29 protein-coding genes are annotated in these 26,845 nt (G+C 73.0%); 20 read left to right on the forward strand and 9 right to left on the reverse strand.

The genetic code is table 11. The annotated features are described in order from the left end of the window. The first annotated feature begins 30 nt into the window (after positions 1 to 30). From AC1UE4_RS23045 to bcp, 3 genes are all read left to right on the forward strand, one after another. The gene (locus tag AC1UE4_RS23045; RefSeq protein WP_482919675.1) at positions 31 to 420 is read left to right on the forward strand and encodes a DUF2237 family protein; all 390 of its coding nucleotides are present in this window, start codon (positions 31 to 33) and stop codon (positions 418 to 420) included. Between the two features lie 330 nt (positions 421 to 750). After that, the gene (locus tag AC1UE4_RS23050) at positions 751 to 2,307 is read left to right on the forward strand and encodes a hypothetical protein (RefSeq protein WP_482919676.1); all 1,557 of its coding nucleotides are present in this window, start codon (positions 751 to 753) and stop codon (positions 2,305 to 2,307) included. A 24-nt stretch (positions 2,308 to 2,331) separates the two neighbouring features. Then, positions 2,332 to 2,802 carry a thioredoxin-dependent thiol peroxidase gene (bcp, locus tag AC1UE4_RS23055; RefSeq protein WP_482919677.1) on the forward strand — a complete coding sequence of 157 codons (471 nt, stop codon included), beginning with the start codon at positions 2,332 to 2,334 and terminating at the stop codon, positions 2,800 to 2,802. Here the strand turns inward: bcp and AC1UE4_RS23060 are convergent. Next, positions 2,799 to 2,999 (reverse strand): hypothetical protein, encoded by a 201-nt coding sequence (locus AC1UE4_RS23060; RefSeq protein WP_482919678.1) that lies wholly within the window; start codon positions 2,997 to 2,999, stop codon positions 2,799 to 2,801. The genes bcp and AC1UE4_RS23060 overlap by 4 nt on opposite strands. Next, on the reverse strand, positions 2,996 to 3,289 hold the full coding sequence (locus AC1UE4_RS23065) for a hypothetical protein (RefSeq protein ID WP_482919679.1): 294 nt from the start codon (positions 3,287 to 3,289) through the stop codon (positions 2,996 to 2,998). The genes AC1UE4_RS23060 and AC1UE4_RS23065 overlap by 4 nt, the downstream gene beginning before the upstream one ends. Before the next feature lie 51 nt (positions 3,290 to 3,340). Between AC1UE4_RS23065 and AC1UE4_RS23070 the strand changes: the two genes are divergently transcribed. From AC1UE4_RS23070 to AC1UE4_RS23085, 4 genes are all read left to right on the forward strand, one after another. After that, on the forward strand, positions 3,341 to 3,790 hold the full coding sequence (locus AC1UE4_RS23070; RefSeq protein ID WP_482919680.1) for a MerR family transcriptional regulator: 450 nt from the start codon (positions 3,341 to 3,343) through the stop codon (positions 3,788 to 3,790). A 60-nt stretch (positions 3,791 to 3,850) separates the two neighbouring features. Next, positions 3,851 to 4,552: a hypothetical protein gene (locus tag AC1UE4_RS23075; protein WP_482919681.1), complete on the forward strand. Its 702-nt coding sequence runs from the start codon at positions 3,851 to 3,853 to the stop codon at positions 4,550 to 4,552. Positions 4,553 to 4,656: 104 nt separating this feature from the next. Further along, positions 4,657 to 4,959: a hypothetical protein gene (locus tag AC1UE4_RS23080; protein WP_482919682.1), complete on the forward strand. Its 303-nt coding sequence runs from the start codon at positions 4,657 to 4,659 to the stop codon at positions 4,957 to 4,959. 139 nt (positions 4,960 to 5,098) lie between these two features. Beyond that, on the forward strand, positions 5,099 to 6,496 hold the full coding sequence (locus AC1UE4_RS23085; RefSeq protein ID WP_482919683.1) for a pyridoxal phosphate-dependent decarboxylase family protein: 1,398 nt from the start codon (positions 5,099 to 5,101) through the stop codon (positions 6,494 to 6,496). Here AC1UE4_RS23085 and AC1UE4_RS23090 read toward each other — a convergent pair. Next, positions 6,493 to 7,170 (reverse strand): serine hydrolase, encoded by a 678-nt coding sequence (locus AC1UE4_RS23090; RefSeq protein WP_482919684.1) that lies wholly within the window; start codon positions 7,168 to 7,170, stop codon positions 6,493 to 6,495. The two genes, AC1UE4_RS23085 and AC1UE4_RS23090, sit on opposite strands and share 4 nt — an antisense overlap. 64 nt (positions 7,171 to 7,234) lie before the next feature. Here AC1UE4_RS23090 and AC1UE4_RS23095 point away from each other — a divergent pair, with 64 nt between their 5' ends. From AC1UE4_RS23095 to AC1UE4_RS23105, 3 genes are all read left to right on the forward strand, one after another. Continuing rightward, on the forward strand, positions 7,235 to 10,606 hold the full coding sequence (locus AC1UE4_RS23095; RefSeq protein WP_482919685.1) for a hypothetical protein: 3,372 nt from the start codon (positions 7,235 to 7,237) through the stop codon (positions 10,604 to 10,606). Positions 10,607 to 10,684: 78 nt separating this feature from the next. Further along, on the forward strand, positions 10,685 to 11,056 hold the full coding sequence (locus AC1UE4_RS23100) for a helix-turn-helix transcriptional regulator (protein WP_482919686.1): 372 nt from the start codon (positions 10,685 to 10,687) through the stop codon (positions 11,054 to 11,056). A 19-nt stretch (positions 11,057 to 11,075) separates the two neighbouring features. Further along, positions 11,076 to 11,789: an acylphosphatase gene (locus AC1UE4_RS23105; protein ID WP_482919687.1), complete on the forward strand. Its 714-nt coding sequence runs from the start codon at positions 11,076 to 11,078 to the stop codon at positions 11,787 to 11,789. A 63-nt stretch (positions 11,790 to 11,852) separates the two neighbouring features. On the opposite strand, the gene AC1UE4_RS23110 is transcribed toward AC1UE4_RS23105, so the two are convergent. The 3 genes from AC1UE4_RS23110 to AC1UE4_RS23120 form a co-directional block, all read right to left on the reverse strand. Beyond that, positions 11,853 to 12,269: a hypothetical protein gene (locus tag AC1UE4_RS23110; RefSeq protein ID WP_482919688.1), complete on the reverse strand. Its 417-nt coding sequence runs from the start codon at positions 12,267 to 12,269 to the stop codon at positions 11,853 to 11,855. A gap of 65 nt (positions 12,270 to 12,334) precedes the next feature. Beyond that, positions 12,335 to 14,305 carry an ArnT family glycosyltransferase gene (locus AC1UE4_RS23115; RefSeq protein ID WP_482919689.1) on the reverse strand — a complete coding sequence of 657 codons (1,971 nt, stop codon included), beginning with the start codon at positions 14,303 to 14,305 and terminating at the stop codon, positions 12,335 to 12,337. Positions 14,306 to 14,316: 11 nt separating this feature from the next. Beyond that, on the reverse strand, positions 14,317 to 15,423 hold the full coding sequence (locus AC1UE4_RS23120; protein WP_482919690.1) for a bifunctional glycosyltransferase family 2/GtrA family protein: 1,107 nt from the start codon (positions 15,421 to 15,423) through the stop codon (positions 14,317 to 14,319). 131 nt (positions 15,424 to 15,554) lie between these two features. On the opposite strand from AC1UE4_RS23120, the gene AC1UE4_RS23125 reads away from it, so the two are divergent. Both AC1UE4_RS23125 and AC1UE4_RS23130 read left to right on the forward strand, forming a co-directional pair. Then, positions 15,555 to 16,250, forward strand: a complete 696-nt coding sequence (locus AC1UE4_RS23125; protein WP_482919691.1) for a response regulator transcription factor — start codon at positions 15,555 to 15,557, stop codon at positions 16,248 to 16,250. Beyond that, positions 16,247 to 17,743, forward strand: a complete 1,497-nt coding sequence (locus AC1UE4_RS23130) for a sensor histidine kinase (RefSeq protein WP_482919692.1) — start codon at positions 16,247 to 16,249, stop codon at positions 17,741 to 17,743. The genes AC1UE4_RS23125 and AC1UE4_RS23130 overlap by 4 nt, the downstream gene beginning before the upstream one ends. Before the next feature lie 26 nt (positions 17,744 to 17,769). On the opposite strand, the gene AC1UE4_RS23135 is transcribed toward AC1UE4_RS23130, so the two are convergent. Continuing rightward, a complete protein-coding gene (locus tag AC1UE4_RS23135; RefSeq protein ID WP_482919693.1) occupies positions 17,770 to 18,618 on the reverse strand; it encodes an FRG domain-containing protein in 849 nt (282 codons plus the stop codon). A 59-nt stretch (positions 18,619 to 18,677) separates the two neighbouring features. Between AC1UE4_RS23135 and AC1UE4_RS23140 the strand changes: the two genes are divergently transcribed. From AC1UE4_RS23140 to AC1UE4_RS23150, 3 genes are all read left to right on the forward strand, one after another. After that, positions 18,678 to 18,878, forward strand: a complete 201-nt coding sequence (locus tag AC1UE4_RS23140) for a hypothetical protein (RefSeq protein WP_482919694.1) — start codon at positions 18,678 to 18,680, stop codon at positions 18,876 to 18,878. A 34-nt stretch (positions 18,879 to 18,912) separates the two neighbouring features. Then, positions 18,913 to 19,284 carry a hypothetical protein gene (locus tag AC1UE4_RS23145; RefSeq protein ID WP_482919695.1) on the forward strand — a complete coding sequence of 124 codons (372 nt, stop codon included), beginning with the start codon at positions 18,913 to 18,915 and terminating at the stop codon, positions 19,282 to 19,284. Between the two features lie 74 nt (positions 19,285 to 19,358). After that, positions 19,359 to 20,348: a winged helix DNA-binding domain-containing protein gene (locus tag AC1UE4_RS23150; RefSeq protein WP_482919696.1), complete on the forward strand. Its 990-nt coding sequence runs from the start codon at positions 19,359 to 19,361 to the stop codon at positions 20,346 to 20,348. 6 nt (positions 20,349 to 20,354) lie between these two features. On the opposite strand, the gene AC1UE4_RS23155 is transcribed toward AC1UE4_RS23150, so the two are convergent. Beyond that, positions 20,355 to 22,328, reverse strand: a complete 1,974-nt coding sequence (locus tag AC1UE4_RS23155; protein ID WP_482919697.1) for an acyl-CoA dehydrogenase family protein — start codon at positions 22,326 to 22,328, stop codon at positions 20,355 to 20,357. A 157-nt stretch (positions 22,329 to 22,485) separates the two neighbouring features. On the opposite strand from AC1UE4_RS23155, the gene AC1UE4_RS23160 reads away from it, so the two are divergent. Together AC1UE4_RS23160 and AC1UE4_RS23165 are read left to right on the forward strand one after the other, a co-directional pair. Further along, a complete protein-coding gene (locus tag AC1UE4_RS23160) occupies positions 22,486 to 22,944 on the forward strand; it encodes a hypothetical protein (RefSeq protein WP_482919698.1) in 459 nt (152 codons plus the stop codon). After that, positions 22,941 to 23,525 (forward strand): hypothetical protein, encoded by a 585-nt coding sequence (locus AC1UE4_RS23165; protein WP_482919699.1) that lies wholly within the window; start codon positions 22,941 to 22,943, stop codon positions 23,523 to 23,525. The genes AC1UE4_RS23160 and AC1UE4_RS23165 overlap by 4 nt, the downstream gene beginning before the upstream one ends. Before the next feature lie 22 nt (positions 23,526 to 23,547). Here AC1UE4_RS23165 and AC1UE4_RS23170 read toward each other — a convergent pair whose 3' ends face one another. Further along, positions 23,548 to 24,417, reverse strand: coding sequence for a DMT family protein (locus AC1UE4_RS23170; protein ID WP_482919700.1), 870 nt, complete (start codon positions 24,415 to 24,417; stop codon positions 23,548 to 23,550). Between the two features lie 190 nt (positions 24,418 to 24,607). Here AC1UE4_RS23170 and AC1UE4_RS23175 point away from each other — a divergent pair, with 190 nt between their 5' ends. From AC1UE4_RS23175 to AC1UE4_RS23185, 3 genes are read left to right on the forward strand one after another with little or no spacing between them, the layout of a single operon-like run. Continuing rightward, positions 24,608 to 24,985 carry an ACT domain-containing protein gene (locus AC1UE4_RS23175; protein ID WP_482919701.1) on the forward strand — a complete coding sequence of 126 codons (378 nt, stop codon included), beginning with the start codon at positions 24,608 to 24,610 and terminating at the stop codon, positions 24,983 to 24,985. Positions 24,986 to 24,998: 13 nt separating this feature from the next. After that, positions 24,999 to 25,781 carry an alpha/beta fold hydrolase gene (locus AC1UE4_RS23180; RefSeq protein ID WP_482919702.1) on the forward strand — a complete coding sequence of 261 codons (783 nt, stop codon included), beginning with the start codon at positions 24,999 to 25,001 and terminating at the stop codon, positions 25,779 to 25,781. An 18-nt stretch (positions 25,782 to 25,799) separates the two neighbouring features. Then, positions 25,800 to 26,801: a lysylphosphatidylglycerol synthase transmembrane domain-containing protein gene (locus AC1UE4_RS23185; RefSeq protein WP_482919703.1), complete on the forward strand. Its 1,002-nt coding sequence runs from the start codon at positions 25,800 to 25,802 to the stop codon at positions 26,799 to 26,801. Positions 26,802 to 26,845: the final 44 nt, after the last annotated feature.

Below are 26,845 nucleotides of genomic sequence, written 5' to 3' on the forward strand. Positions count from 1 at the left end.
TTCGGCCGCCTTCCGCGATCCTTCGGGCCCGTGAGTCAGCGCAACGTGCTCGGAGGGCCGCTCGAGGAGTGCGGCGTCGACCCGATGACCGGGTTCCACCGCGACGGGTGCTGCCGCCCGGACCCGTTCGGCCAGTCCACCCACCTGATCTGCGGCGTGATGACCGAGGAGTTCCTCGCGCACCAGAAGTCGATCGGCAACGACCTCGTCACCACGCGGCTCGAGTTCGACTTCCCCGGCCTCGTCCCCGGCGACCGCTGGTGCGTCACGGCGCCGAACTGGAAGCGCGCCTACGACGACGGCGCGGCCTGCTTCGTCATCCTCGCGTGCACCCACGAGAGCGCACTCGAGTGGGTGCCGATCGAAGCCCTCCGCGAGTTGGCGGTCGACGTCCCCGCCGACCCCACCGGCCTCCTCTGAGCCTCCGGGCGAGCTTCGTCGTCCGCTTGGCCGAACCGACAAGCGGTCCGCCCGGCGGTTACTTCGCAGCGGCCCGCCGGTGCCAGCCTCCGGGCGAGATCGAGTCGGGGGAACTGGGAGATGTCGCAGCGACGCAGTGCTCAGAGAGGCCATCCACCGAACGCTTGCCGGCGGTTCGGCGTGCTCGCCGTGTTGGTGCTCTGCCTGCTACCGGCCGCCCCGGCGGGCGCCGGGACCGGTCCGCTTCCCGGTGGTGGCCGGTGGTACGTCCAAGCCGGCGCCGCGCCCGGCGGAGACGGCTCCCGGACGCGTCCGTTCGACGCGCTCGCCTTGGCTGAGTCCGCGTCTCGGCCGCGCGACAAGATCGTGGTCCTCGTCCCGCGGGCCGGGGCCTCGCCGCTCGACGGCGGGATCGCCCTGAAGCCGGGGCAGAAGCTCACCGGGGACGCCGGGCCGGTCTCCGACCCGGCGACGGTCGCGCCCACGATCACGAACACCGATCCCGCGCGCCACGACGGCGCCGGCGTGGTCCTCGCGGAGCGGACTGTCGTCCGGAACCTCCACATCGCGGACACCGCCCGTTCGGCGATCACCGGCGAGGACGTCGGGCGCGTCACGATCTCCGGGAACCTCCTGACCGGCTTCAACCGCACGCACTCGGTCGGCAACTTCGGTCCGGGGCTCGCCGACGCCAGCGGGGCCGTCCTGCGCCAGAGCTTCGTCTCCGGCGCCGCCGGGATCGCCCTCCGCAGCTCCGGGGCGACGCGATCGAAGCTCCGCATCGAGGAGAACACGCTCGCCGAGGCCGCCAGCGGCGGCCTGCTGCTGCGGGCGACCGACGCCGCACGCGTGCGGCTCACGGTGAAGCGCACCGTGTTCCGCGACCTCCAGGCCTTCGCCGAGCAGCTGCCGCCGTACGCCGTCGTCCACAACGCGATGCAGATCGACGCCGACGAAGCTGCGACGGTCGGCGCACGCCTGCACGGCATCGTCGTCGACGACGTCGGAAGTGCCATCACCAACAACGATGGCTTGCTCGTCTTCCAGGACGGCGACGCGAAGATCGGCGTGGACGTGCGCGGCTACCGCTACACGAACCCCAACCGTCTCGGCAACGCGTCAGCCACCGCGATGGAGCTCTACGGCGCGCCCCCGAACCCACGCGGCCCGGGCAGTCAGCCGGGGAGCACGATCCGCCTGAGGATGCGTGACAGCGACATCTCCGATTCCAACGGCAGCGGCCTCCAGGCGGCGCTCCTGGGCCGGGGCCTCGAGCTCGCCTTCGAGGTCCGGGACACCGCCATCCGCCGCGCGGGGACCACGCCGTGGGTCCCGAGCGACGCTCCCAGGTCACCGAACAACAACGGCAGCTGCATCGCTCTCGAGATGATCGGCGTGGACAACGTCGCCCACTACGACGTCTTCCGCAACAGGCTGGAGGCCTGCAAGGCCGCTGGGGTGATGCTGAGCAACTACGCCGGATTCGGCTGGGGCAACAACGCGTCGATCACGGCCGACATCCGCCGGAACACGATCCTGGACCAGTCCTACGCGGGCGTCGACTTCTACAACAGCGGCACGCTCGCGAACACGGCGATCAAGGGAGCCCACAACGACATCGCCGGCAGCGGTCACTACGGACTCGCGTTCGACGACTACTCCGGCGGCGCGGCCGGCGCCGCGATCGACTTCGGCGGCGGCGTGCTCCACAGCCCGGGCCGCAACCGGATCGTGACCAGCGGCGTCGGGGCGGCGGCGGTGCGCAACCTCTCGGTGGTCGCCGAGCGCAACTGGTGGGGCGACCCCCGGGGGCCGCAGGGGGTGAGCCTGGTCGGATCGGCGACGTTCGATGCCACGCCGTTCCTCGTCCGCGATCCGGGCCGGTGAGCCCGGGGGTCGCATACTGAGGCCATGATCGAGACCGGCGCCGAGGCCCCCGACTTCACGCTCCCGAACCAGGACGGCGACCCCGTCACGCTGAGCTCGCTGCGCGGCAAGCGGGTCGTCCTCTACTTCTATCCGAAGGCCGACACCCCCGGCTGCACCACGCAGGCCTGCGGCATCCGCGACCGCGGCGGCGAGTACGACGCCGCCGGCGCGACGGTCCTCGGCGTCTCGCCCGACCCGGTCAAGGACGTCAAGAAGTTCCACGACAAGCAGTCGCTCAACTTCACGCTCCTCGCCGACGAGGACCACGCGGTCGCCGAGCAGTACGGCGTCTGGGCCGAGAAGTCGATGTACGGCCGCACCTACTGGGGGAACCTCCGCGCCACGTTCATCCTCGACGAGGACGGCGTCGTCCGCCACGTCATCCCGAAGGCCTCCCCGAAGACCCACGACGACGAGGTCCTCGCCGCGCTGGCCGACCTCCAGCCGGCCTAGCAGGCGGCGCCCCGACGGCGACGGCGGGCGACGAAGGCCATCACGCCGGCGAGCACCGCCACGCCCGCGACGACGCCGACTGCCCCGGCCGACGAGATGAGGCCGCCGCCGACCGCGGCGCCGAGCACGGGGAGGAGCGCGCAGCACAGCGCCAGGAGCACCGCGCCGCCGCCGAGGAGCTTCTCGAAGACGCTCACGCGAACAGCTCCGCGATGACCTGCCGCGCCTCCTCAGGGGCGGTCACGTCGAGGACGAGCGTGCCGTCGCGCCGCTCGAGCTCCATTTTCAGGAACGTGCAACATGTCGCCTCGGCGGCGATCGCGGCGCGCAGCTGGGCCTCGACCGACTCGTCGTCGCGGAAGGTGAACCGCTCTCCGCCCTCGGTCGGCGTCCGTGCGAGGAGCGCCCGCGCGGCGAGCGCGGAGAGGTCGTCGATGCGGGCGCGGTAGGCGCCGGGGTCGAGGCTGCATGCGATCGGAGTGGACATGCTCCGTAGAGTGGATGCTGAAGTCGGCTTCAGGTCAAGCGACGACACGGGATGAACGAGAACGACACGACGATGCGGATCGGCGAGGTGGCGGCGAAGGCCGGGGTCAACGTCTCGCTCGTCCGCTACTACGACCGCATCGGGCTGCTCCCGCCGGTCGAGCGCGTGAGCGGCCAGCGCCGCTACGACGAGACCGCGCTGCGTCGCCTGACGGTGATCGACGTCGCTCAGCGCGCCGGCCTCTCGCTCGACGAGATCAAGGAGCTCGTCCACCACGGCGCCGACCCGATGTCCGACCACCTCCGCGAGGTCGCCGAACGCCGCCTCCCCGAGATCGACGCCCTCATCGCCCGCGCCGAGCGCGTCCGCACCTGGCTCGAGTCCGCGACGAACTGCGGCTGCCAGAGCATCGACGACTGCGCCCTCTTCGACGACCCCACGCTCCCGCCGTCGAAGGAGGCGCCCTCGCTCACGGTCACGCACTTCGGCGTGACCCGCTGAACCGGCTGAGCCGGAACGTTCAAGATACGTCGACGAAATGCCGACGTGTTCGGAGTGCACTTGAGAAGCCTGATCCCCCTCGCGGCCTGCGCCGCGCTGCTCGCTTTCGCCGGGACTGCCGCGGCGGATGGACCGTTCGAGCCGAACGAGACCGCCGCGACGGCGACGGGACCGGTTCTCCAGAGCAGCTTGGCCGCCGGGCTCGAGACGCCGCAGGACGTCGACTGGTACGTCCTGTACGTGCGGGCGCCGAAGCAGATCGGGGTGCTGGCGACGCTCCTCACCGCGTGTCCCAAGCCGACCGGTCGCCTGCTCATCGATCTTCTCGATGCCGACGAGGAGGTGTCGTACGAGCGGAACCTCGGGACCATCGGGCTCGGGTGGGATCCGGCGGCGCCATCCGCCTCCGCCCCGGTGACGGCCGGACGCGTCGCGTTCACCTCGGTACGGGGACACCGGTACTTCCTCCGCGTGAAGCAGATCGGCTGCGAGGGCGCTGGCTACTCCCTCGAGCTCGCCCACTCCAACGCGCTGACCAGCCGGCTCGACATCACCGCCGAGTGCCTCGCGGCGACGAAGGCGGAGACCGTGGCGAAGCGGAAGGCGGCGCGGTTGAAGCGCGCTGTGAAGCGGGCGCGGAAGTCTCGGCGGTCGCTGCTCCGGCTTCAGTACGACATGGCGCGCCAGGCCGTCAAGGTCGCGGCGTCCGATCGGCAGTCGCGGTGCACGCGGCGCGGCCTCACCGGCTATCCGTTCGAGTAGGGCTCGCCGGCGGCTGACCGAACCCCGGGACCGCGGGGAACTACGTACGAGGAGGGGCGGGGTCTGCGGACGCGATGGGAGCGCGTCTCGCCGACGATCAGCCCATGAAGCTCGCTGATCGTGATCCAGGCATCGTCCTCGTGTACGGCGCCCTCATCTTGTGCACCCAGATCCTGATCGAGATCGGGATGTGGATGGTCTCGTCGACTGCGGCTGTCGTCTTCGCGATGGTCACCGGAGCTGCGTTCTCCGTCGGCATCCTCATGTGGTTCAACTCGCTGCTCGGTGACAGCGGCTTCCCCGAGGAGCCCGCCACCGTGACGGCGAAGCGGCCGGAGCCCGTCGAGGAGCCCGCCGCCGCGCCCGCGCCGCGCAAGGCGCGCCCGCTCCGCCCCGTCCTGCACTAGGAGCAGCACGACAGCGAGCCGCCGCCGCCCGGTGAGAGCCGGGCGGCGGTGACCAGTCGCCGCTCGGGGACAGCCGGGATGGCGGCGCGCCGCGGTCGCCCCGACGTGGGCGGCCGCGGCGCTTTCGCATACTGGGGCGGTGCCCGACCGCCTGGAGATGACGCCCGACGAGTTCCGCCGGCACGGCCACGAGGTCGTCGAGTGGGTCGCGCGGTACATGGAGCGCGTTGCGGACCTGCCGATCCAGGCGCAGGTGGAGCCGGGGGAGACCCGCGCGAAGCTCCCGCCGAGCGCGCCGGAGCGGCCGGAGCCGTTCGACGACCTGCTCAAGGACCTCGACGACGTCGTCCTCCCGGGCATCACGAACTGGCAGTCGCCCGGCTGGTTCGCGTACTTCCCGGCGAACGTGTCGCCGCCCTCGATCCTCGCGGAGCTCGTCTCCGCCGGCCTCGGCGCCCAGGGGATGCTGTGGTCGACGAGCCCCGCGCTCACGGAGATCGAGGCGCACGTGCTCGACTGGCTCGTCGACCTGCTCGGACTTCCGGAGACGTGGAAGACCGCGGTCGGGCCGGGCGGCGGCGTCATCCAGATGAGCGCCTCGGACGCGACGCACCTCGTCCACGTCGTCGCCCGCGACCGCGCGACGAGGCAGGGGCGCGAGCTCCACAGCCTCGTCGCCTACGGCTCCGCCCAGGCGCACAGCTCGGTCGAGCGCGGCGCGCGCGTGGCCGGCTTCGAGCACGTCCGGCTCGTCGACGTCGACGACGCCTTCGCGCTCGATCCCACAGCACTGCGCAACGCGATCGACGAGGACCGCGCGAACGGGCTCGTCCCGACCATCGTCACCAGCGCGATCGGCACGACCGGCACCGGAGCGGTCGACCCCGTCGACGCCGTCGCCGACCTCGCGGCCGAGCACGCCCTCTGGCACCACGTCGACGCGGCCTGGGCGGGCAGCGCGATGCTCCTCGAGGAGCAGCGCCACCACGCGACGGGCAGCGAGAGAGCGGACAGCTGGACGTTCAACCCGCACAAGTGGCTCTTCACGAACTTCGACTGCAACGTCCTGTGGGTCGCCGACCGCGAGCCGCTCATCCAGGCGCTCTCGATCCTCCCGCCCTACCTGCGCAACGCCGCGTCCGCGAGCGGCGAGGTCATCGACTACCGCGATTGGCACGTGCCGCTCGGCCGCCGCTTCCGCGCGCTCAAGCTGTGGTGGGTCCTGCGGAGCTTCGGCGCCGAAGGCCTGAGAACCAAGCTGCGCGAGCACATCGCCCTCACCGACGACCTCGCGACGAAGATCGACGAGCACCCGGACCTCGAACGCATCGCGCCCGTCTCCTTCGCGCTCGTCAGCTTCCGCCACGTGGACGGCAACGAGGCGACGGACGCGCTCGTCGCGAGGATCAACCGCCACCCGGACCTCTTCGTCACGCCCTCCGTCGTCGGTGACACGCACTACATCCGCGTCTCGATCGGCCAGACGAACACGACGGAGCGAGACGTGCACCGCCTCTGGCGCGCGATCGCCAGCTAGATCAGCGCACTGGCGAGCACGTCGAGGTTCCGCATCCCCGTCTCGTGCGACCCGTCCGCCGGCCGGGTGAGCAGGGCGACGGCGAGCGGCGACCCGCGCACGGACACGATCCCCATCTGACGGTCGATCGACGGATCCGGTCCCCAGCCGCCCTTCAACCGCGCCTCCGGGTCCACGGTCCCGAGGCCCCACCGCTGGTCGGGCGCGACGCGGGCCATGAGGTCGAGCACCGCCGCGCCCGCCTCGAGCGATCCCATCCCGGCGACGAACCGCACCTGCGCCGACAGCGACCACGCGGTCTGGCCGATCGCCGTGTACGGCGGTCGCACGCGCCGCGACTCGACGACCGTCTCGCGATCGCCCGCCGCCCGCAGCTGAGCGGTCACGGCCTCGGCAGCCGCCGAACCGCCCCCGAGCGCCTCCCACAACCGCTCCGCAGCCGCGTTGTCGGAGACGCAGATCGCCGCCTCCAGCTCGTCGGCAAGCGACGCCCCGAGCCCGGAGGCGACCACCGCCATCGCCAGCGGCACCTTCGCCGTCGACCACGCCTCCGCCGACTGCAGCGTGCCCGTGGACTCCACGGGCTGCCCCGGCCCGACGGCGGACACCGCGAGCCCGTGCTCGCCGGGCAGCGACGCGGCGATGGAGGCGAAGTCGGAGGCGAGCGTGCTCAAGGCTCCACCATCGCACCGGAGAACCGATTCACACAAGCGCACCGGACAGGCGTAGGGTCTGCCGGTGAGGCTCGCCGCGCTCACGATCCTCGTCACGGCGCTGCTCGCTGCGCCCGCGCACGCGGTCACGAGGACGATCACCTTCGACGACCTGGCGGCGGGCACGACGGTGTCGGCGCAGTACGCGCAGTCGCATGGCGTGACGTTCCGCGGGCCGGCGAGCGGCGACGGCTGGCTGCCGGTGATCAAGTCCGTGCCGTCGCAGGCGACGTCGGGCGATCGCGTCGCCGACATCTCGGAGTGCCCCGGCGGCTGCCCGGAGGGAGCGAGCGGCCGGACCGTCGGCCGGCTCGGGACCCTCGCGCGCACGGTCAGCGTGCGCGTCGGGCTGCTCGGCAACGACCCGAGCGTCACGACGGATGTCACCCTGCGCGCGCTCGACGCGAACAACCAGGCCGTCGGCACGCAGACGACCACAGTCGCGGCCGGGACGACGACCGCGAACAAGCAGCTGTCGGTCACGACGCTGAGCACGACCGCCGACATCGCCGCCGTCGAGGTCTCGGGCCCCGCGTTCTACCTCGGGATCATCATCGACGACCTCGCGATCACCACGCCCGATCCCGCGGTCGAGCCTCCGCCGCCGCCCGACTTCGCGCTCTCCGTCGCGACCGACCCGGTCAACCTCCCCGAGGGCGACGGCGTCGACGTGCCCGTCTCGATCAACCGCTTCAACGGCTCGAACGGCGACATCATGTTGAGCGCGTCGAACCTGCCGCAGGGCGTCACCGCGACGTTCACGCCGAACCCGGTGCCCGGCACCGGCGCGGACGCGACGCTGCGGCTGACCGCGGCCGAGAACGCCCCGACCTCCGTCGCCTACTCCGACATCACGATCACCGCGACGCCGTCGCCAACCGCGGGCAGAACGGAGCGGACCGCGACGAAGACGATGCGCGTCGTCGGCAACTGCGTGCGCACCGTGCGCGCCGACTTCATCGACGCGCGCAGCGAGCGGTGCATGCGCGCGCAGGGCGCCGACACGGTCGTCGCGACGGGCATCCCGGTGAAGCTCAACGGCCTGCTGCTCGAACCCGGCAGCGACGGCAGGCTCGTCATCAACACGCGCCTGCGCAGCGTCTCGAGCGACGGCGGCGACGTGCGCGTCTCGCCCGCCGACCACACGCGCATCCGGCTCTACGACGGCGAGGTCGACTGGGACCTCAGCGGCGTCCTTGACCGCCCGAAGCAGGTCATCGACAACGCGAGCCCGCTCATCGTCAGCGCGGGCGGGGAGGAGCCGCTCGTCGATCTCTTCCTCTTCTTCCGCCCCGAGCGCGTCGTCGTCTCGCTCACTCGCGCCGGCGGCGCGCAGGTCGACCCGACGCTGAAGTTCGGCTTCTGGCCGTTCAACTACCTCGGCGACCGCACGACGACGGCGACGACCGGGTTCACGACCGACAACGACCACGGGTCGAGCTTCAACGGGCTCTCGTTCGGCATCGACCGCGTCACCGCGCTCGGGCTCGAGCTGAAGGACGTCGCGCTCGGCTACCGCGCCGGCGGCACGCTGACCGGCAGCGCCACCGCGGTGCTGCGCTTCGGCAAGCCGTACGAGGTGAAGGTCGCGTTCGGGCTGTACCGCGGCGACTTCGACTTCCTCCGCGCGTCGGTGTCCGGGCTCAACGTCCCGGTGTCGGCCGGCGTGTACCTCCAGCGGATCGGGTTCGAGGTCGTGCGCAGCCCGTTCTCGCTCACCGGCAGCGCCGCGTTCAGCGCCGGCCCGACGATCAAGGGCGTCCAGCCCGTGACGGTCAACGGCGTCTTCAAGGCGGTGTTCGGCGACCCGTTCGTCGTCGAGCTGACCGGCACCGCCAACCTCATCGAGAAGTACTTCGGCGACCGCTTCCAGCTCGGCAGCGCGTACGTGCGCTACTCGTCGACCGGGCTGTTCGAGCTGGGCGGCGACCAGAACTGGGACCTCGGCGTCGCCTACGCGAACGGGAAGCTGCGCGGCTTCGTCGACGGCCTGAACGCGTTCAGCCTCGAGGGGTCGGAACGCGTCTGCATCCGCGTGCCGTTCATCAGCGACCCGTGCGCGGGCGCGGACATGATCGCGTCGAACATCGGCATCGGCGCGTGCATCGAGGCGTACTTCCGCGCGGGCGTCGGCTACACGTGGGGCGGCGACTTCGACGCGTGGTGGGGCTCATGCGACCTCAGCCCGTGGCGCCCGGCGATCGGCAGCCGCGCGCACGCCGCGGCCGCACGGCGCTACGTGCTGAAGCCGGGGCTGCGCAGCGCGGCGTTCGCCGTCGAGGGGGAGGGAGCGGCGCCGAGCGTCACGCTCACCGGCCCGCGCGGCGAGCGCATCTCCGTGACGAACGACCAGCCGCAGGCGACGGCCGGCCGGCTGTCGGCGGTCAAGACCGAGACGGGAACGACGTACCTGCTCATCCGCCGCCCGTCGGCGGGGACGTGGAGGCTGGAGGACGACGGCGCGGTGGAGGTCCGCCGCGTGCGCGAGGCGTTCGGCGTCGCCGACCCGGCCGCCCGCGCGACCGTCTCGGGCACGGGACGCAAGCGCACGCTGCACTACCGCGTCCGGCCGATCCCGGGCCAGCGCGTGCGCTTCGTCGAGAGCGGCCGCGACGTCTGGCACGTCATCGCCGCGACCGCCGCGGCGCGCGGCAGCCAGCGGTTCCGGCCCGCCGACGGCCCGGCGGGCACGCGGCGGATCGTCGCGATGGTCGAGCAGAACGGCCTGCCGCGGGCGCGCATCGTCGCGGGCCGCTACCGTGCGCCGGGTCCCCCGAAGCCGGCGAAGCCGGCCAGGCTGCGCGTGCAGCGCACCGCGTCCGCGCTGGTCGTGCGGTGGCGTGCGCGCGAGCCCGGGTTCCGCCACGTCGTCGACGTCGCGCTCGGCGACGGCCGGACCGAGCAGCGAGTGGTCGCCGCCGGGAAGCGCTCGGCGCGGATCGCCGGCGTCGCACCCACGACCGTCGCGACGGTGACCGTGGCCGGGCTGACGCACGCCAACGCGCGCGGCCCCGTGGCCCGGCTGCGCAGCGCCGGCGCGCCGCGCCGCCCGCGCCCCGGGACGTGGCGGCTGTCGCCCGCGCTCGGCTACGTCGCGGCGGGCCGCTTCACCGTCCCGCGCGGGGCCAAGGCGCTCGCGTCGCTGCGCATCACCCCCGGTCCGAACGCCGCTCCGGCCTGCGGCACCGCGGAGCTCGCGGTCGCCGGACGGCGCGTGCTGCGCCGCGCGACGAGCGACGGCGAGACGACGTGGGGCGCACGAGCGCAGCGCGTCACCGCCACGCAGGCGGGCAAGCGGCTCAGCGCGACGCTGACGGTCGCCTTCGCCACCGACCGCACCGCGCGCGGCGAGCTGCTGCTTCCCGGCTGCCGGCTGCTGTTCGACGCGACGCACTGACTTCGTCCTCGGCTGATCGGCCGAGCTGGCTCGGGTGCACGCATCCCGCACCCGATGCTCGTGCGTAGAAGGACCACGATGACCCAGCGCCGCTCGACCTACATGCACCGCACCACCCTGCTCCGGGAGGCGCTCGACGTCATGCAGGAGGAGCACGGCCGGGAGCTGACGCTCGAGGACGTCGCGCAGCGCATCGCGACCTCGCGCCGTCAGCTGCAGCGCTGCTTCGCCGAGCACGCCGACGCCCCGTTCCGCGACTGCCTCACGCAGATCCGCATCCGCAACGCGGAGCGCCTCCTGCGCGACCCGCAGCTCACCGTCCGCCAGGTCTCGACGCTCGTCGGCTACAAGCAGCCCGCGCACTTCACCAAGGCGTTCCGCCGCCATGCCGGCGTCAGCCCCAGCGAGTTCCGCGCCGATGCGCGGCGGCCGCTCAGCTTCGCGGCGTAGCTGAAGTACGCTCGGCCGGGTGACGGCCCGGCGAGTCACCATCCATCCCGCCGACGATCCCGAGGCGGTGCGCGATGCGCTGCATGCGCGCGCGGACGAGCTCGGCCTGCTGGGGTGGCTGCGCTCCGACGACGACGGCGCCGTGCGGGCGCACGTCGAGGGCGATGCGGACGCGGTCGAGTCGTTCGTCGAGGCCGCCGGCGAGGCGACCGTCGAGCGCGTCAAGGCCGAGGGGCACGAGCAGCTCGGCATCCGCGGCGTCCCGGCCGGCGTCTTCGTCGTGCAGGAGCACCGCGCCACCGCGCACCACTTCGACCTGCGGCTCGAGGTGGATGGCGTCATGCGCTCCTGGGCGGTGCCGAAGGGGCCCTCGCTCGACCCGGCCGACAAGCGCCTGGCGGTGCAGGTCGAGGACCACGGGCTCGCCTACAACGACTTCGAGGGCCCGTCGTCCTACGGGCCGGTGTCGATCTGGGACCGCGGGACGTACGAGCAGGGCGGGCGCGTGCGGTGGCCCGAGGCGATCGAGCGCGGCCACGCGGTCTTCGTGCTGCACGGCGAGAAGCTGCGCGGCGGCTTCGTCCTGCAGCGCACGCGGGGCGAGGGGCTGAAGTCGCAGTGGCTGCTGCTCAAGCGCCGCGATGACGAGGCGCGCCGCGGCTACGACGTCGTGGCCGAGGAGCCGCAGTCGGTCGTCTCCGGCCGCACGCTCGACGAGATCGACGGGGGCTGAGAACGACGACGGGGCCGGCGCTCGCCGCGCCGGCCCCGCGTCCCCTGCGGCGCAGAGGCCCCGTCAGCTCTGCGTTGTGTCCCCGCTGGTGCCGCCACCGCCCGGCCCGCCTTGCCGGGAGCCGGTGACCTCGAAGTCCTTGCTGACCGTGACGTGCAGCTCGCCGGTGGAGGTGATGACGTGCGCGACGTAGGAGCCGTCGCCGAGCTTCATGACGCGGTCGACCTCGCCGGGGTACTTGGCCGTCGCGGCGTCGGCGACCTTCGTCGCGGTGGAGCCGGTGACGGGCTCGCCGAAGCCGGGCGGCATGGCGCCGTTCGGAGCGCCGGCCGGAGCGCCCGCGGGCGGCTGCCCGAACGCCGCGGCCTGCGATCCGGTCGCGCCGTCGGAGTTGCTGCTGCCCAGAGCGAAGGCGCCCACGGCGAGGGCCGCGGCCGCCGCGGCCGCCGCGGCGGTGGAGATGAGCTTGCGGCTGGTCATGAGGATCACGATCGCGGTGGCTCCCGGGCCGGCCGTGAAGGCCGCCCGGGAGCCTTCTGAGTCCGTCAGCCGGCGAGCGCCCGCAGCGCGTCGGCGGTGCCCTGCAGGTCGTAGAGACCGCTCACCGACGTCTCCCGACCGACCTGCGCGGCGGCGCTCATCACGGTCGTCGCGCCCGTGCGGCCGTCGTTCGGCATGCCGCTCGCGCCGTCGGTGAGGACGTAGCGGATGCGGCCCTGCTCGACCGCGTCGGCGAGCCAGCTGATCGACACCTCGCTCTCGCGGCCGGAGAAGCCGCCGATCGCCGCGACGTCGACGCCGTCGCCCCTCAGGATCGTCCCGGCCGCGCTGCTCTGGCTCGAGACGGCGATCGTGCCGCCGCCGTTGGCCTGCGCGTAGGCGACCGCCTCCGAGACGCCCGAGTTGCCGCCGAACATCCCGCCGCCTCCGCCGCCGGGGCCGCCCATGGTCATCGTCGCCGGCCCGCCGGCGGGGAACGTCCCGCTCGTCGCGTGACCGACCGTCTGCGCCGCCCACGTCGCCGGAGCGGCGAGCAGCGCGGTGAGAGCGACGGCGACCGCCCCGAGACGAACGCGCTTCGGCACGCCCATCGCGAGCACGACGGCGGTGAACGCACCGACGCCGCAGAGGACGAGCGGCAGCCACGTGAACGCGCCGTTCTCGCGCAGCACGAGCATCTCCGAGAAGACGCCGCCGGCGATGACCGCCGGGCCCAAGACGCGCGAGCGAGGCCCGCCGTCGTCGACGACCTCATCCGACGACGCCTCTCCGGCGGCGAGAGGGGCACGGCCCGAGACGTCTTCAGCCGCGGCGGCGCGCGCGGCGCGGCGGCCCCTCACGACCTCTCCGGCCGCGGCGCCGACCAGCGCGGCCACGAACGGCGCGAGCTGGGAGACGTAGTACGGGTGGAAGATCCCTTCGGCGCGGCTGAACGCGACGGCGATCGTCAGGGCGGTGCCGCCGACGGCGATGATCCAGCCGGTGCGGGCGTCGGTGCGGCGCAGCCGGCTGAGGACGGCGATGCCGATCCCGCCGGCGAGGGCGAAGCCGATGAGCCAGCCCGCCTGGCCGCCGAGCGCCGAGTTGAAGAGGCGCAGCGCGCCGGTCTCGCCGCCGAACACGCCGCCCGGACCGCCGCCGCCACCCGGCCCGCCCATGGCGCCGCCGGGCCCGCCGTCCTGGCCGAACAGCCGCCCGAGGCCGTTGTAGCCGAGGATGAGCGACCAGACGCTGTTGTCGCTCGTCCCTGAGATCCAGGGACGATCGCTCGCGGGCGTGAGCCACATGAGCAGCGGCCAGGCGAGCCCGACCGCGGCCATCGCCGCGCCGCCGCAAGCCAGCTGACGCGCCGCGACCGCACGGCCGCGCGGCGCGACCCACAGGTACGCGGCGACGATCGCCGGGACGACCATCAGCGCGGCCGCCATCTTCGCCTCGAAGCCGAGCCCGACCGCGACGCCGCTCAGCACCACCCAGCGCGCGCGGCCGTCCTCGAGCGCGCGGACGATGGCCCACAGCGCGAGCACGCAGCACAGGACGAGCAGCGCGTCGGGGTTGTTGTGCCGCGAGATCGCCACCGCGATCGGCGTCAGCGCCAGCGCGAGCCCGCCGACCGCGCCGGCGAAGCGGCCGAAGCGGCGCCGCACGAGGTCGTACACGAGGCCGACGCTCGCGACGCCCATCAGCGCCTGCGGCACGAGCAGCTGCAGCGACCCGTAGCCGAACGCGCGCACGGAGAGCGCCTGGATCCACAGCGCCAGCGGCGGCTTGTCGACGGTCTGGATCCCGCTGACGTCGAACGACCCGTAGAGGAACGCGTGCCAGCTCGACGCCATCGACTTGACCGCGGCGGCGTAGTACTCGTTCGCGGTGCCGTTGATCGAGAGGCCCCAGAGGTTCAGCACGGCGGCGAGCGCGAGGAGGCCGAGCAGCTCCACGCGGACCGGCAGTGCACGCGCGCGGGCCGCCGCCCGGGGCAGGGCGGCGGCGGGGGCGGGGAAGGAAGCCGAGGACATCGGAAGGCCTTTCAGGAGAGGGGCGAGAGGAGCTGGGCGACGGCGTGCCGGCGGCGCGCGAAGACCCACGACCGCAGCGCGACGTAGCGGGTCGCGGTCGCGCAGACGCTCGCGGCGATGAGCACGCCGAGCTCCACGAGTCGCGCCGGCGACGCGTCGATCGCGTGCAGCACGCCCAACGCGCCGCTCGTCAGCCCGAGCGTCAGGACGAACACCACCGCGCCCATGACGTGCTGGCGCAGCAGCCCTTCACGACCGCGGATGCGGAAGGTCAGCAAGCGGTTCGCCTGCGTGTTGCCGACGGCAGTCAAGGCGAGGGCGACCGCGTTCGCGCCGCCCGCGCCGAGCCCGCCGCGCAGGAGAAGGAAGAGGACCGCGTAGGCCAGCGTGGACGCCACGCCGATCGCGAGGAACCGCGTCAGGCGAGCACCGGCGAGCAGCCGCGCGACGCCGCGCAGGTCGTCCAGCGCGGTGCGCATGACGTCGACGCGCGAGTCCGGGTCGTCGGTCCAGTCGACCGGCACCTCGTGGATGCGCCGGCCCTGGCGCTGCGCGAGCACGAGCAGCTCGGTGTCGAAGAACCAGCCCTCGTCGCGCACGTCCGGCAGCAGCTCCCTCGCGACGTCCGCGCGGATCGCCTTGAAGCCGCACTGGGCGTCGGAGAAGCGGGTCGCGAGCGCCGCGCGGAGGATGCGGTTGTAGCTGCGCGAGATCAGCTCGCGCTTCGCGCCGCGGACGACCCGCGACCCGCTCGCCAGCCGCGTCCCGATCGCCACGTCGCTGTGTCCGGAGACGAGCGGCGCGACGAGCGGCAGCAGCGCGTTGAGGTCCGTCGAGAGGTCGACGTCCATGTAGCAGAGGACGTCCGCGTCGCTCGCCTTCCACGCGGTCCGCAGCGCGCGGCCGCGGCCCTTCTCGGGCAGGTGGAGCGCACGCACGCCGGGCAGGTCGGCGGCCAGCGCGTCGGCCAGCTGCGGCGTCGCGTCTGTGCTGGCGTTGTCGGCGATGACGATCCGCCAGTCGAACGGCAGCTCACCGCTCAGGTGATCGTGCAGGCGGCGGATCGACGCCGCGAGCGCTTCCTGCTCGTTGTAGACGGGCACCACGATCTCGATCATGGGAGCCACCTTCCGTTCCGCCCGTCGGAAGGCCCCGGGGCGACCCCGGGACGATGCTGGGACCGCGCGCTCCCGGGTTCCTCCCGGGAAGCTCCCAGTCCACCCGAAGCGTGCGCGACGATGATCGGACCGTGACCACGACTGCCGAGCACCGCATCCTCGTCGTCGACGACGAGCCGAACATCGTCGACGTCGTCTCGATGGCCCTCCGCTACCAGGGCTTCGAGGTCGCGTCCGCCGCCACGGGGCAGGAGGCCCTCGACCAGGTCGGCGCCTTCAAGCCGGACCTCATGGTCCTCGACGTGATGCTCCCCGACATGGAGGGCTTCGACGTCGCGGAGAAGCTCGGCCGCCAGCGCACCGACGTGCCGATCATCTTCCTCACCGCGCGCGACGCGACGCCGGACAAGGTCCGCGGCCTGACCGCCGGCGGCGACGACTACGTCACGAAGCCGTTCTCCCTCGAGGAGCTCGTCGCCCGCATCCGCACCATCCTGCGCCGCGTCGGCAAGACCGAGGACGAGTCGACGAAGCTCGTCTTCGAGGACCTCGAGATGGACGAGGACACGCGCGAGGTCACCCGTGCCGGCGAGCCGATCGAGCTGACCGCGACCGAGTACCGCCTGCTGCGCTTCTTCCTGCTCAACCCGCGCCGTGTGCTCAGCCGCGGCCAGCTGCTCGACAACGTCTGGGAGTACGACTTCGGCGGCGACGGCCGCGTGCTCGAGACGTACGTCAGCTACCTGCGCAAGAAGCTCGACGCCCACGGGCCGCCGCTCATCCACACGGCGCGCGGCGTCGGGTACGCGCTGCGCCTGCCGCGATGATCCGGAGGCTGCGGTCGCTGCGCGGACGCCTGCTCGCGGGCGTCCTCGTGCTGGCCGCCGTCTGCTTCGCGGTCCTCGCGACCGTCATCTACACGCAGCAGCGCAACTTCCTGACCGAACGCGTCGACGAGCAGGCCGCGACCGCCCAGCCGCTCGCGCGCCGCGCGCTCGACGACAACCAGGTGCCCGCGCCGCCGGGTGAGCGCTTCGGCGGACCGATCTCGCGCGGCGGCCCCGGCCCGTTCCCGGACCGCGACGGCGACGGGCCGAGGGAGCGCACGCTGTCGCTGCCGCCCGGCGTCTACGCCGAGCGGCGCGACGACACGGGCACGACGCAGGGCTCCGTCGTGCTCACGTACGGCGAGGCCGCACCGTCGCCGCCCGCGCTCCCGGCGGACGTGCCGCTCGACCGCACCATCACCGTCGACGCCAAGGACGGCTCGCTCGAGTACCGCGTCGACGCCCAGCCGGAGCGCGCCGGCTGGATGACGATCGTCGCCGTCCCGCTGTCGGGCGTCGACGAGCAGCTCGACCGGCTGCTGCTCGTGATGCTCGCCGTCGTCGGCGGCGTCCTGCTGCTCATGGCCGCGCTCGGCTGGTGGGTGATCGGCGTCGGGCTGCGCCCGCTCGACCGCATGGGCGCGACGGCCAGCCGCATCGCGGAGGGCGACCTCTCGCACCGCGTCGAGCCGGCGGAGGAGCGCACGGAGGTCGGCCGGCTCGGGCTGGCGCTCAACCGGATGCTCGCGAAGATCGAGACCGCGTTCGCCGAGCGGCAGGCCTCGGAGGAGCGGCTGCGCCAGTTCCTCGCCGACGCGTCGCACGAGCTGCGCACGCCGCTGGCGTCGATCCGCGGCTACGCCGAGCTGTTCCGCATGGGCGCGGCGAGCGACGAGGCGCAGACCGAGAAGGCGATGAGCCGCATCGAGCAGGAGGCGGCGCGCATGGGCGTGCTGGTCGAGGACCTGCTGCTGCTCGCCCGCATGGACGAGACGCGCGAGCGCGCCCGCGACGCGGTCGACCTCGCCGAGCTGGCGCGCGACGCCGCCGACGACGGCCGCGCCGCCGCGCCGGACCGCTCGATCGCCCTTGAGGCCGACGCCGACGAGACGCTCGTGCTCGGCGACGCCGACGAGCTGCGCCAGGTGATCGGGAACCTCGTGCGCAACGCGCTCGTGCACACGCCGCCGGGGACGCCGGTGCACATCGACGTGCACCGTCGCGGGGAGCACGTTCGCCTGGAGGTCGCCGACGACGGGCCGGGGCTGCCGGTCGAGGACGGCGACGAGCTGTTCGAGCGCTTCTGGCGCGCCGAGCCCGCCCGTGGGCGCGGGCCGGCGGGCGCGGGACTGGGCCTCGCGATCGTGCACGCCATCGTCACCGCACACGGCGGCACGGTCTCGGCCCGCACCCGCGAGGAGGGCGGCGCCGCGTTCACGGTCGAGCTGCCCGCGCTTGGTATCCGCGAGCGCGTCCCCGAGCCCGCCGCCTGAGGCCCGCGCTCCCGGGGCCCGCGCCGCTAGGCCATCGACCCCTCGGTCTGCGGACGGGCGTCGCTGCCGTCCATCGAGCCGCCGCGGTCGCGCTCGTCGTCGAACGGCTGCGGCGAGTAGTACCGGCGCAGCCAGGCGGCGAGCCCGTCGAGCCCCGGCATGAGCAGGCGCTCGTGGATATGGGCCTGGTCGAGCCGCTCGCGGATCTCGGTCTTGAGCTCGGCCGGGATCCGCCAGGCCCGCCACATGCCGTCGCGCTCGCCGAGCCACTCGTGCATGTGGCACATCGGGTCGGCGAGGAGCGAGAGGACGGCCGCCTGGTTGGCGATCCGGCCGTCGAGGGTCGGCGGCTCGAAGAAGAGCGCGAACGGCTCGTCGCCGCGAAGCCGGTCGAGGTCGTGGACCGTCGGCGCGATGGAGGCGAGCTGCTCGGTCGTGAAGACGAGCGACCCCTCGCCGTCGAGCGCCTCGCGCAGCACGACGGGAAGGTGCCCGTGGACCGCCGCGACGTCGACCGCCCAGAGGACCGCGTCGTCGCCGGGCCACGAGGCGGTCGCGAAGTGCAGCGCGACGGACGGCGAGAACGTCCAGTCGAGCAGCCGCGTCGGCAGGCCGTGGTGCTGGCCGAGCGCGAGCCAGTCCCACTCCGTCGGCCCCGGTCGCTCCTTGTGCGCGTACTTGCGGAAGTTGCGCAGCAGATGGCGCTCGACGGTCGCGTAGTCGCCCTCGAGCCGGGCGAGGCTCGAGATGTTCGTGTAGGTGGAGCGTGCCAGGCCGCGGAAGACGAGCGTCGACCGCGCCTGGCCGGGATGGCGGCCGAAGGACCGGTCGGTGATCGCGGCGTCGAGCTCGTGCCAGGAGCGGACCGTCTCCATTGCGGCGGGGCCTGCCCGGGGCCGCGGCGGGCTACACCGTCACGTGCTCCGGCGGGCCGGTGCGGTTGCCTTCGATCCGGCCGGGCTCCGAGTCCTGTCAGTACACGCTGACGCTGCGCCTCCTGGCCAAGGGCGGCCGGAAGATCCTGCTCCGCCGCCTGCGATCGACACGACGTGCGACCATCGCCGTCGACGTGCTCGCCAAGGACGCAGCGGGCAACGCGACCGGCAAGCGCACGATCGCGACCTTCCGCCGCTAAGTCCGACGACCACCCCGAGGGGGACCCACGCACCATGAAGCACGCCCTGACCGCTCTGCTCCTCAGCCTCGCACTCGCCGGCGTCGCCGCCTGCGGCGACGACGACAGCTCGTCCGACAGCGCCTCCACTGCGACGAAGCCGACGCAGACCGAGACGTCTTCGTCGGAGGAGACGACCGCCGGCAACCAGTATCCCGACGACGTGCGCGAGACCTTCATCGACTCCTGCACCGCCGCGGGCAGCGCGTCGCGCAAGACGTGCGAGTGCGCGCTCGACAAGGTCGAGAAGACGGTCTCGTTCGCGGAGTTCAAGAAGGCGGACGCCGAGGTCCGCAAGGACCCGAACGCCGAGAACCCGGTCATGAAGAAGCTCATCAAGGCCGCGCAGACCTGCGTGAACAGCTGAACGTCCGCGCGCTCAACCGGTCGCTGCTCGCCCGGCAGCTGCTCCTCGAGCGGGAGCGGCTGCCGGTTACGACCGTGCTCGAGCGCCTGGTCGGCATGCAGGCGCAGGTCCCGCGCGCGCCGTACGCCGGCCTGTGGTCGCGCGTCGAGGGCTTCGACCCGCATCACCTCGAGGAGCTCTACGAGCGCCGCGAGGTCGTCCGCATCGGCGTGATGCGCGCGACGCTCCACCTGCTCACGAGCGAGGACGCGCTGCGGATCCGCCCGGTGACGCAAGCGGTCCTCGACCGGACCGAGCGCGGCCGTCCCGACATGCGCCGCGCGCTCGACGGCGTGGACTTCGACGCGGTCCGGGCGGTGGCGCGGGAGCTGCTGCGCGAGCGACCCCGCTCGACCGCCGACCTGCGCGAGCTGCTGGGCGAGCGGTTCCCCGGCGTCGACCCCGAGGCGCTCGCGCGCGGCGTCCACTTCGCCGAGCCGGTGCTTCAGCCGCCGCCGCGCGGGATGTGGACGAAGACGGGCCGCACGACGTGGGTGCACGTCGAGGACTGGCTCGGCGCGCCGGTCGCGACGAGCACCGAGCCGGACGAGCTGATCCTCCGCTACCTCGCGGCGTTCGGCCCGGCGACAGTGGGCGACATCGCCGCGTGGTCGGGCCTCACCCGCGTCCGCGAGGCGACGGACCGGCTGCGCCCGCGGCTCACGACCGTCACCGACGACGCGGGGCGCGAGCTGCTCGACGTCCCCGATGCTCCGTTCCCCGCTCCGGACGCGCAGGTGCCCGTCCGCTTCCTCGGCGAGTACGACAACGTGCTCGTCGCCTGGCAGGACCGCTCGCGCGTCATCCCGGTCGAGCATCGTGACGTCGTCGTCCGCGCGCTCGGCCGCCCGATGGTGCTGGTCGACGGCTTCGTCCGCGCGATGTGGCGCGCCGATGGGGGCACGCTGACGGTCACGCCGCTCGAGATGCTCACGCGCGACGAGAAGCGCGAGGTGCGCGAGGAGGGCAAGCGCCTGCTCGCCCTCCTCGCACCGACCGCGAAGAAGCTCGCGGTCGTCCTCTGAACCGGACTACTGGATCTTCGCGGTGATCGGCTTCTTGGCGGCGGAGCCGTTGCCGTTGCCGCCGTTGGCGCTCTTCCCGGCCGGAGCGGCGTTCGCCTCCTGGCCGGCGACCTGCGGGCCGCCGGCGTCGGCGCCGAGCTCGGCCGGGTCGACGATGCCCTCTTCGATCCACAGGTGCTGGTCGCCCAGGACGTTCTGGGCCAGCTTGTAGGTCGGGTCGTCGTCGTTGGAGAACACCGACGCGAACAGGTCGTCCGCGCGGCGGCGCGCGTGCTTGCAGAACACGTCGGCCAGCTCCTGCGCGGACTGGCCGCGCTCCGGCTGCTCCTTGCGGATCGTCTGGGCGTAGACGACCGCCGACGAGATCGCGAAGAGCTCCGCGCCGATGTCGACGATGCGGCCGAGCACCTCCTGCTTCTGCTCGAGCTTCGCCTGGTAGCGGGTCATCGCGTAGAACGTCGTGCGCGCGAGCTTGCGCGAGGCGCGCTCGACGTAGCGGACGTGCGTCGCGAGGTCGCCGAACTCGTCGAACGTGCCCGGCCGCGAGCCCTCGCCGTGCGCGAGCTGCGGCAGCCACTTCGCGTAGAACTTGCCGGCGTTGACGGCGGCCGCCGCCTTCCCCTTCAGGTCGACGTCGTCGCCCTCGAGGATGTCGCCGGCGACCGCGAGGTGCTGGTCGACCGCCTCGCGGGCGATGAGCAGGTGCATGATCTCCGTGGAGCCCTCGAAGATCCGGTTGATGCGCATGTCGCGCATCGCCTGCTCGACGGGGATCGGCTTCTCGCCGCGCGCCTTCAGCGACTCCGCGGTCTCGTAGCCGCGGCCGCCGCGGACCTGGATGAGCTCGTCGGTGACCTTCCAGCCCATCTCCGACGCGTAGAGCTTGGCGATCGCCGCCTCGATGCGGATGTCGTTGCGCTTCTCGTCGGCGAGGCGCGAGGAGACGTCGAGCATCGCCTCGAGGCCGAACGCGGTGGCGGCGATGAAGCCGACCTTCTGCGCGACCGCGTCGTGCTTGCCGACGGGCTTGCCCCACTGGACGCGCTCGACCGACCACTCGCGCGCGACCTTCGTCGCCCACTTCGAGACGCCGACGCAGATCGCCGGCAGCGCGAGGCGGCCGGTGTTCAGCGTCGTCAGCGCGATCTTGAGGCCGTCGCCCTCGCGCCCGATGAGGTTCTCCTCGGGGACGAAGACGTCCTCGAGCAGCGTCACCGAGTTCTCGATGCCGCGCAGGCCCATGAACTGGTTGCGGTTCTCGACCGTGACGCCCTCGGTGTCGTACGGCAGGACGAACGCGCTGATGCCGCCCTTGCTGCCGTCGTGCTTCGGCACCTTCGCCATGACGACGACGATGTCGGCGAACGCGCCGTTCGTCGCCCACAGCTTGCGGCCGTTGATCTTGTAGCCGCCCTCGACCTTCTCGGCGGTGGCGCCGAGGCGGGCGGGGTCGGAGCCGACGTCGGGCTCGGTGAGCAGGAACGCCGAGATGTGGTCCTTGGCGACGAGCGGCAGCCACTTGCGCTTCTGCTCCTCCGAGCCGAAGGCCATGAGCGGCTGCGAGACGCCGATCGACTGGTGCGCCGACAGCAACGTCACGATCGCCGAGTGGGCGGTGCCCGCCAGCGCCAGCGCGCGGTTGTAGTAGACCTGCGAGAGGCCCAGTCCGCCGTACTCCTCCGGGACCTTCATGCCGAGCGCGCCGATGCGCTTGAGCCCGTCGAGGACCTCGTCCGGGATCTTCGCGTCGCGCTCGATCCGCAGCGGGTCGACCTCGGTCTCGAGGAACTCGCGGAGCGTCGCGAGGAAGCGCTCGCCCTTCTCGACCGCCTCGGCGTCCTGCTTGGGCTGCGGGTGGATGAGATCCAACCGCAGCTTGCCGAGGAACAGCTCCTTGCCGAAGCTCGGCAGCTTCCACTCCGCCTCGCGGGCGGCCTCGGCGACTTGGCGTGCCTCCTTCTCACTGACCTGCGCGGCCACGGACGATCCTCCTGGTATCCGGCGACATTTGTGACGGGTCGTGCCCCCAGCGGTGTACGACCGTGTTCCTTTACCCGCTGCCTCAGGCTACGACGCGCGTCGTCGTGTGCCAGATCGCACGATTCGTGTGCGCCCGGGCCCGGGTAGCGGAACCCTTGTGACCAACCCCGAACAACCCAGAGAAGAAACCGCCGGTGGCGCTCTCGGCAAGCTCGCCGGCAAGGCGAAGGCGGCCGCCGGATCGCTCGTCGGCAACGAGGACCTCGCCCGCGAGGGCGGGCTTCAGGAGGCCCAGGTCGACGCCGAGCGCGACGCCGCCCGCGAGGCCGCCGAGGCCCGTCAGGTCGAGCAGGAGGCCGAGCTCAAGCAGGAGCGCGACGAGATCGCGGCCGAGCGCCAGCGCCTCCAGCAGGAGGTCGCGGCCGAGGAGCGCGAGCAGCGCATCGAGCGTGACGCGCAGAAGGCGCAGCTCGAGGCCGACCGCGACGCCGCTCGCCAGGAGCAGGCGGCCGAGGAGCGCCGGCGCGCCGACGAGGCCCGCGCCGAGAAGCTCGAGGAGGAGGCGCGCCGGCTCGAGAGCACGGCGGCCGTGATCGACCCGGAGGAGACCCGATGAGCCTGCTGCACAGCGCCGTGGACGGCTACCTGAAGCTCGTCCGCCTGCCGATCGACGCCGCGACGAAGCTGCTGCCCGGCAACGGCGAGGGGCCGCGGGCGACCGCGAAGCTCACCGTCGACCGCGTCGATGCCACCGTGCGCGGCGGCATCGGCTCCGTCCTCGGTGACGAGGGCCTGCAGCGCGACGCCGCGCGCCGCGCCACCGCGACCGATCAGCGGGAGCGCGCGATCGACCTCAAGGAGCGCGCCGAGCAGGTCGAGACCGACGCCGAGCGCCGCGCCGAGCAGCGCAAGGAGCAGGCGCGCACGCAGCGCCAGCGCCGTGAGCAGCAGGCCAAGCAGGCCGAGCAGCGCCGCAAGGCCGCGAGCGCCAAGGCGAAGGCCAAGGCCGACGAGGCCGCCGAGAAGCGCGAGCGCGCGCAGCGCCTCGAGCAGCTCGAGCGCACCGAGGAGGCGCTGGCCGAGCGCGAGGAGGCGCTCACCGCCAAGGACGAGGCTCAGCGCCTGAAGGACGAGGCCGGCAAGGCGAAGGCGAAGCGGCAGCAGGCCGGCGCGGCCGCCGCCAAGAGGACCAGCTAGCAGCCGCCCGTTCCGTTTCGCCCTACGTCGCCGCCGGTCTCGGTTCCGGCGGCGGCGTGAGGGCCGCGGCGGCGATCACGAGCACGAAGGCGAGCACGCGGACCGTCAGCCCGAGCGGGTCGTCGGGCACCGGCTCGCCGAACACGATGGGCCCGGCCGCGATCGTCACGACGTTCGCGGTCGCGCTCGTCACGGCGATGACCGCGACGGCGCCGCCGATCTGCAGGCTGCGCGCCGAGACGAGCAGCCCGATGAGCGACAGCGCGAGGATCACCAGCGCCAGCGGATGCGCGAGGACGCCGATCCCGCGGTCGTCGAGGCTGCCGCTGAGCGCCTTGATCGACACGTCGGAGCCGCCCCACAGCAGGCCCGCCGACGCGGCGAGCAGCGGACCCGCGCGATGGCCGTCGCCGCGCGCGAAGCCGACGAGCAGCAGCCCGGCCGACACCGCGAGCGCGACGTACAGCGCCAGCGTCGCCGGCGTGTAGTCGGAGTGCGCCTCCTTCTCCGCGCCCGACAGCGTCGCAGCGAGGAACGCCAGGCCGACCGCGGTCAGCGCGACGCCGATCCACTCCCGCCGGGTCACGTCGTGCCCGAAGACGCGGTCGGCGACGACCGTCAGCAGCACGAGCCCGCCGGCGATCGTCGACTGCACGAGCGAGATCGGCGCGAGCGCGAGCGCCGCCACGTGGAGGCCCCACGAGCCCATCGCCACGACGATGCCGAGGACGTACCAGGGCGACCGGAAGAGGGCGAGCGAGCTCGAGATCGGGCGCGAGAACTCGACCGCGGGCGCGTCGACGGACCCGCGGTGCTTGTAGAGGAACCCGACGATCGACGTGAGCGCGGTCGCCACGGCGAGCAGGAGGCCGAGCTGGACCGAGAAGCTCACTCCGCCGAGCGTAGAAGACGCCTTGACACGCCCGTGGCGAGTGATACAAAGGACGTACGGACGGTGCGACCCGCACGACGAGGCGGGACCGGAGGCGCCGCCTGTTCAAAACGAGCTCCCTTGCCAGGGAGTCAGAGAACACAGATGCATGCGCCCTCGATCATCGGGGGCGCTGCCGTTTCCGGGCCACTTGCTCCTCCGCCTCCTCGACACCGACCTCGCCGTCTGCCGGTTGGAGGGCAACGTGCCGCTGCCGGCGTGGTTCGCCCTCGATCCACCGGTGAGCTGCGCGATGCGGCGCGCGGACGAGCTGTCGCTGGTGTGCGCGTCGTCGCGCGTGCCGGACGGCGTGGTCGCCGAGCGGGGCTGGCGGGCGTTCGAGGTGGCGGGGCCGCTCGACCTGGCGATGACCGGGGTGCTCGCCTCGCTGGCGGCCACGCTGGCGCGCGCCGAGGTGCCGATCTTCGCGCTGGCGACGTACGACACGGACGTGCTGCTCGTCCGTTCCGAGCACGCCGATCGCGCCGCCGCCGCGTTCGCCGCTGACGGCCACGAGGTCGAGCGGTAGGTTCCGCCCGTAGATGACCCTCGCGCACGACCGCGGCGGCTCGGGCGAGCCGCTCCTCCTCGTTCACGGCATCGGCAGCCAGTGGCAGATGTGGGCGCCCGTGCTCCCCGCGCTGCGCGCGCGGCACGACGTCATCGCGCTCGACCTGCCCGGCTTCGGCGAGTCGCCGCTCCTGACGAGCGGGGCCGCGCCGTCCGCACCAGAGCTGGCCCGCGCCGTCGCCGGGTTCATGGACGAGCTCGGGCTGGAGAGCGCGCACGTGGCGGGCAACTCGCTTGGCGGCTGGATCTCGCTGGAGCTGGCGAAGCTGGGTCGCACGCGGTCGGTCTGCGCGCTGTCCCCCGCCGGGTTCGCCGAGGGCTGGGACCGGACGTTCGCGCTGACGTCGCTGCGCAACGCGCATTCGCTCGTCTCGCGCCTGCGACCGCGCCTGGCGCGCATCGTCTCCCGCCCGCGGCTGAAGTGGCTCTTCCTCGCCCAGCTCGTCGCCCACCCGGCCCGCATGCCGACGGCGGCGACCGTCGAGGCGCTCGAGAACTTCGCAAGCTGCCCCGGCTTCGCGGTGACGTTCGAGGCGCTCGCCGAGGGGCGGTTCAGCGGCGGCGACGAGGTCCGCGGGCCGGTGACGATCGCGTGGGGCGAGAAGGACCGGCTGCTCCTGCCGCGCCAGGCGGAGCGCGCTCGCGCCGAGGTTCCGCAGGCCCGTCACATCACGCTCGTCGACTGCGGCCACGTGCCGACGTTCGACGACCCCGAGCTGGTCGCGCGCGCGATCCTCACGTCGGCCGCGGCCTGACGACGTAGCCTGACCGGCGTGCCCCTCGCGTCGATCGGCAGCAGCGTCTCGAGCTTCGCCGACGCGGTCGGGTCGTTCGCCGACAGCCTCGCCTCGATCCGCTGGGGACCGCTGCTGCTCGGCCTCCTCGCGTTCACCGGCTACCTGTCGCTGCGGGCGCGCGCGTTCTTCAACGTGCTGCGGGCCGCGTATCCGGGCGAGCGCTTCCGCTACCGCAACATCTGGGGCGCGTACATCGCGGCGTACGGCTTCAACGGGGTCGTGCCGGCGCGCGGCGGCGATGTCATCAAGCTGTTCCTGACGAAGACGTCGGTGCCGCGCTCGACGTACCCGGCGGTCGCCGCGGCGATGGCGGTGGAGAACGTCTTCGACGCGTCGATGGCCGTGTTCATCCTCGCGTTCGCGTTCACGCAGGGCGTCTTCCCCAAGCCGCCGGACTTCTCGAAGATCCCGGCGTTCGACCTGCAGTTCTTCGCGTCGCACCCGCGGTTCACGTTGTTCGTCCTGACCGCCGTGCTGGTCGGCGTCGTCGTGGGCTTCGCGCTGCTGTCGGCGCGCGTGCGCGCGTTCTGGGCGCGGGTGCGCCAGGGCCTGACGATCCTCTGGGACCGGCAGCGGTACTTCCGCGAGGTCTGGCTCGTGCAGTTCGCCGGCTGGCTCCTGCGGTTCACGGCGTTCTGGTTCCTGCTCGAGGCGTTCAACGTCGGCGGGTCCGTGCGCAACGTGCTGCTCGTCCTGGGCGTCAACGCGGTCGCGGCGGTCGTGCCGTTCACGCCCGGCGGCGCGGGGGTCCAGCAGGCGCTGCTCGTGAAGGTGTTCGCGGGGACCGCCACGGGAGCGACCGTCGCGGCGTACTCGGTCGGCCAGCAGATCGCGATCGCCGTGTGGACGCTGGCGGTCGGCTTCGGCGCGCTCGTCTGGATCTTCCAGTTCCGGTCGTTCAAGGAGGTCATCGCCGCGGGCCGCGCGAGCCGAGACGCCGAACGCGGCGGAGACGGCCCCGCGCCCCAGGTGACCTGAGGCGCCCCCTTCGCGCGTCTCCGCCCGTCTCCACGCGTCTTCCC

The sequence above is a fragment of the Parviterribacter kavangonensis genome (assembly GCF_056863335.1).

Coding starts and splice junctions, on each gene's coding strand:
- AC1UE4_RS23110 (WP_482919688.1), bottom strand. CDS start 12,269: ATGACCAGCCGCAAGCTCATCTCCACCGCCGCGGCGGCCGCGGCGGCC.
- AC1UE4_RS23120 (WP_482919690.1), bottom strand. CDS start 15,423: ATGATCGAGATCGTGGTGCCCGTCTACAACGAGCAGGAAGCGCTCGCG.
- AC1UE4_RS23165 (WP_482919699.1), top strand. CDS start 22,941: ATGAGCCTGCTGCACAGCGCCGTGGACGGCTACCTGAAGCTCGTCCGC.
- bcp (WP_482919677.1), top strand. CDS start 2,332: ATGATCGAGACCGGCGCCGAGGCCCCCGACTTCACGCTCCCGAACCAG.
- AC1UE4_RS23145 (WP_482919695.1), top strand. CDS start 18,913: ATGAAGCACGCCCTGACCGCTCTGCTCCTCAGCCTCGCACTCGCCGGC.
- AC1UE4_RS23100 (WP_482919686.1), top strand. CDS start 10,685: ATGACCCAGCGCCGCTCGACCTACATGCACCGCACCACCCTGCTCCGG.
- AC1UE4_RS23065 (WP_482919679.1), bottom strand. CDS start 3,289: ATGTCCACTCCGATCGCATGCAGCCTCGACCCCGGCGCCTACCGCGCC.
- AC1UE4_RS23070 (WP_482919680.1), top strand. CDS start 3,341: ATGAACGAGAACGACACGACGATGCGGATCGGCGAGGTGGCGGCGAAG.
- AC1UE4_RS23180 (WP_482919702.1), top strand. CDS start 24,999: ATGACCCTCGCGCACGACCGCGGCGGCTCGGGCGAGCCGCTCCTCCTC.
- AC1UE4_RS23115 (WP_482919689.1), bottom strand. CDS start 14,305: ATGTCCTCGGCTTCCTTCCCCGCCCCCGCCGCCGCCCTGCCCCGGGCG.
- AC1UE4_RS23080 (WP_482919682.1), top strand. CDS start 4,657: ATGAAGCTCGCTGATCGTGATCCAGGCATCGTCCTCGTGTACGGCGCC.
- AC1UE4_RS23130 (WP_482919692.1), top strand. CDS start 16,247: ATGATCCGGAGGCTGCGGTCGCTGCGCGGACGCCTGCTCGCGGGCGTC.
- AC1UE4_RS23135 (WP_482919693.1), bottom strand. CDS start 18,618: ATGGAGACGGTCCGCTCCTGGCACGAGCTCGACGCCGCGATCACCGAC.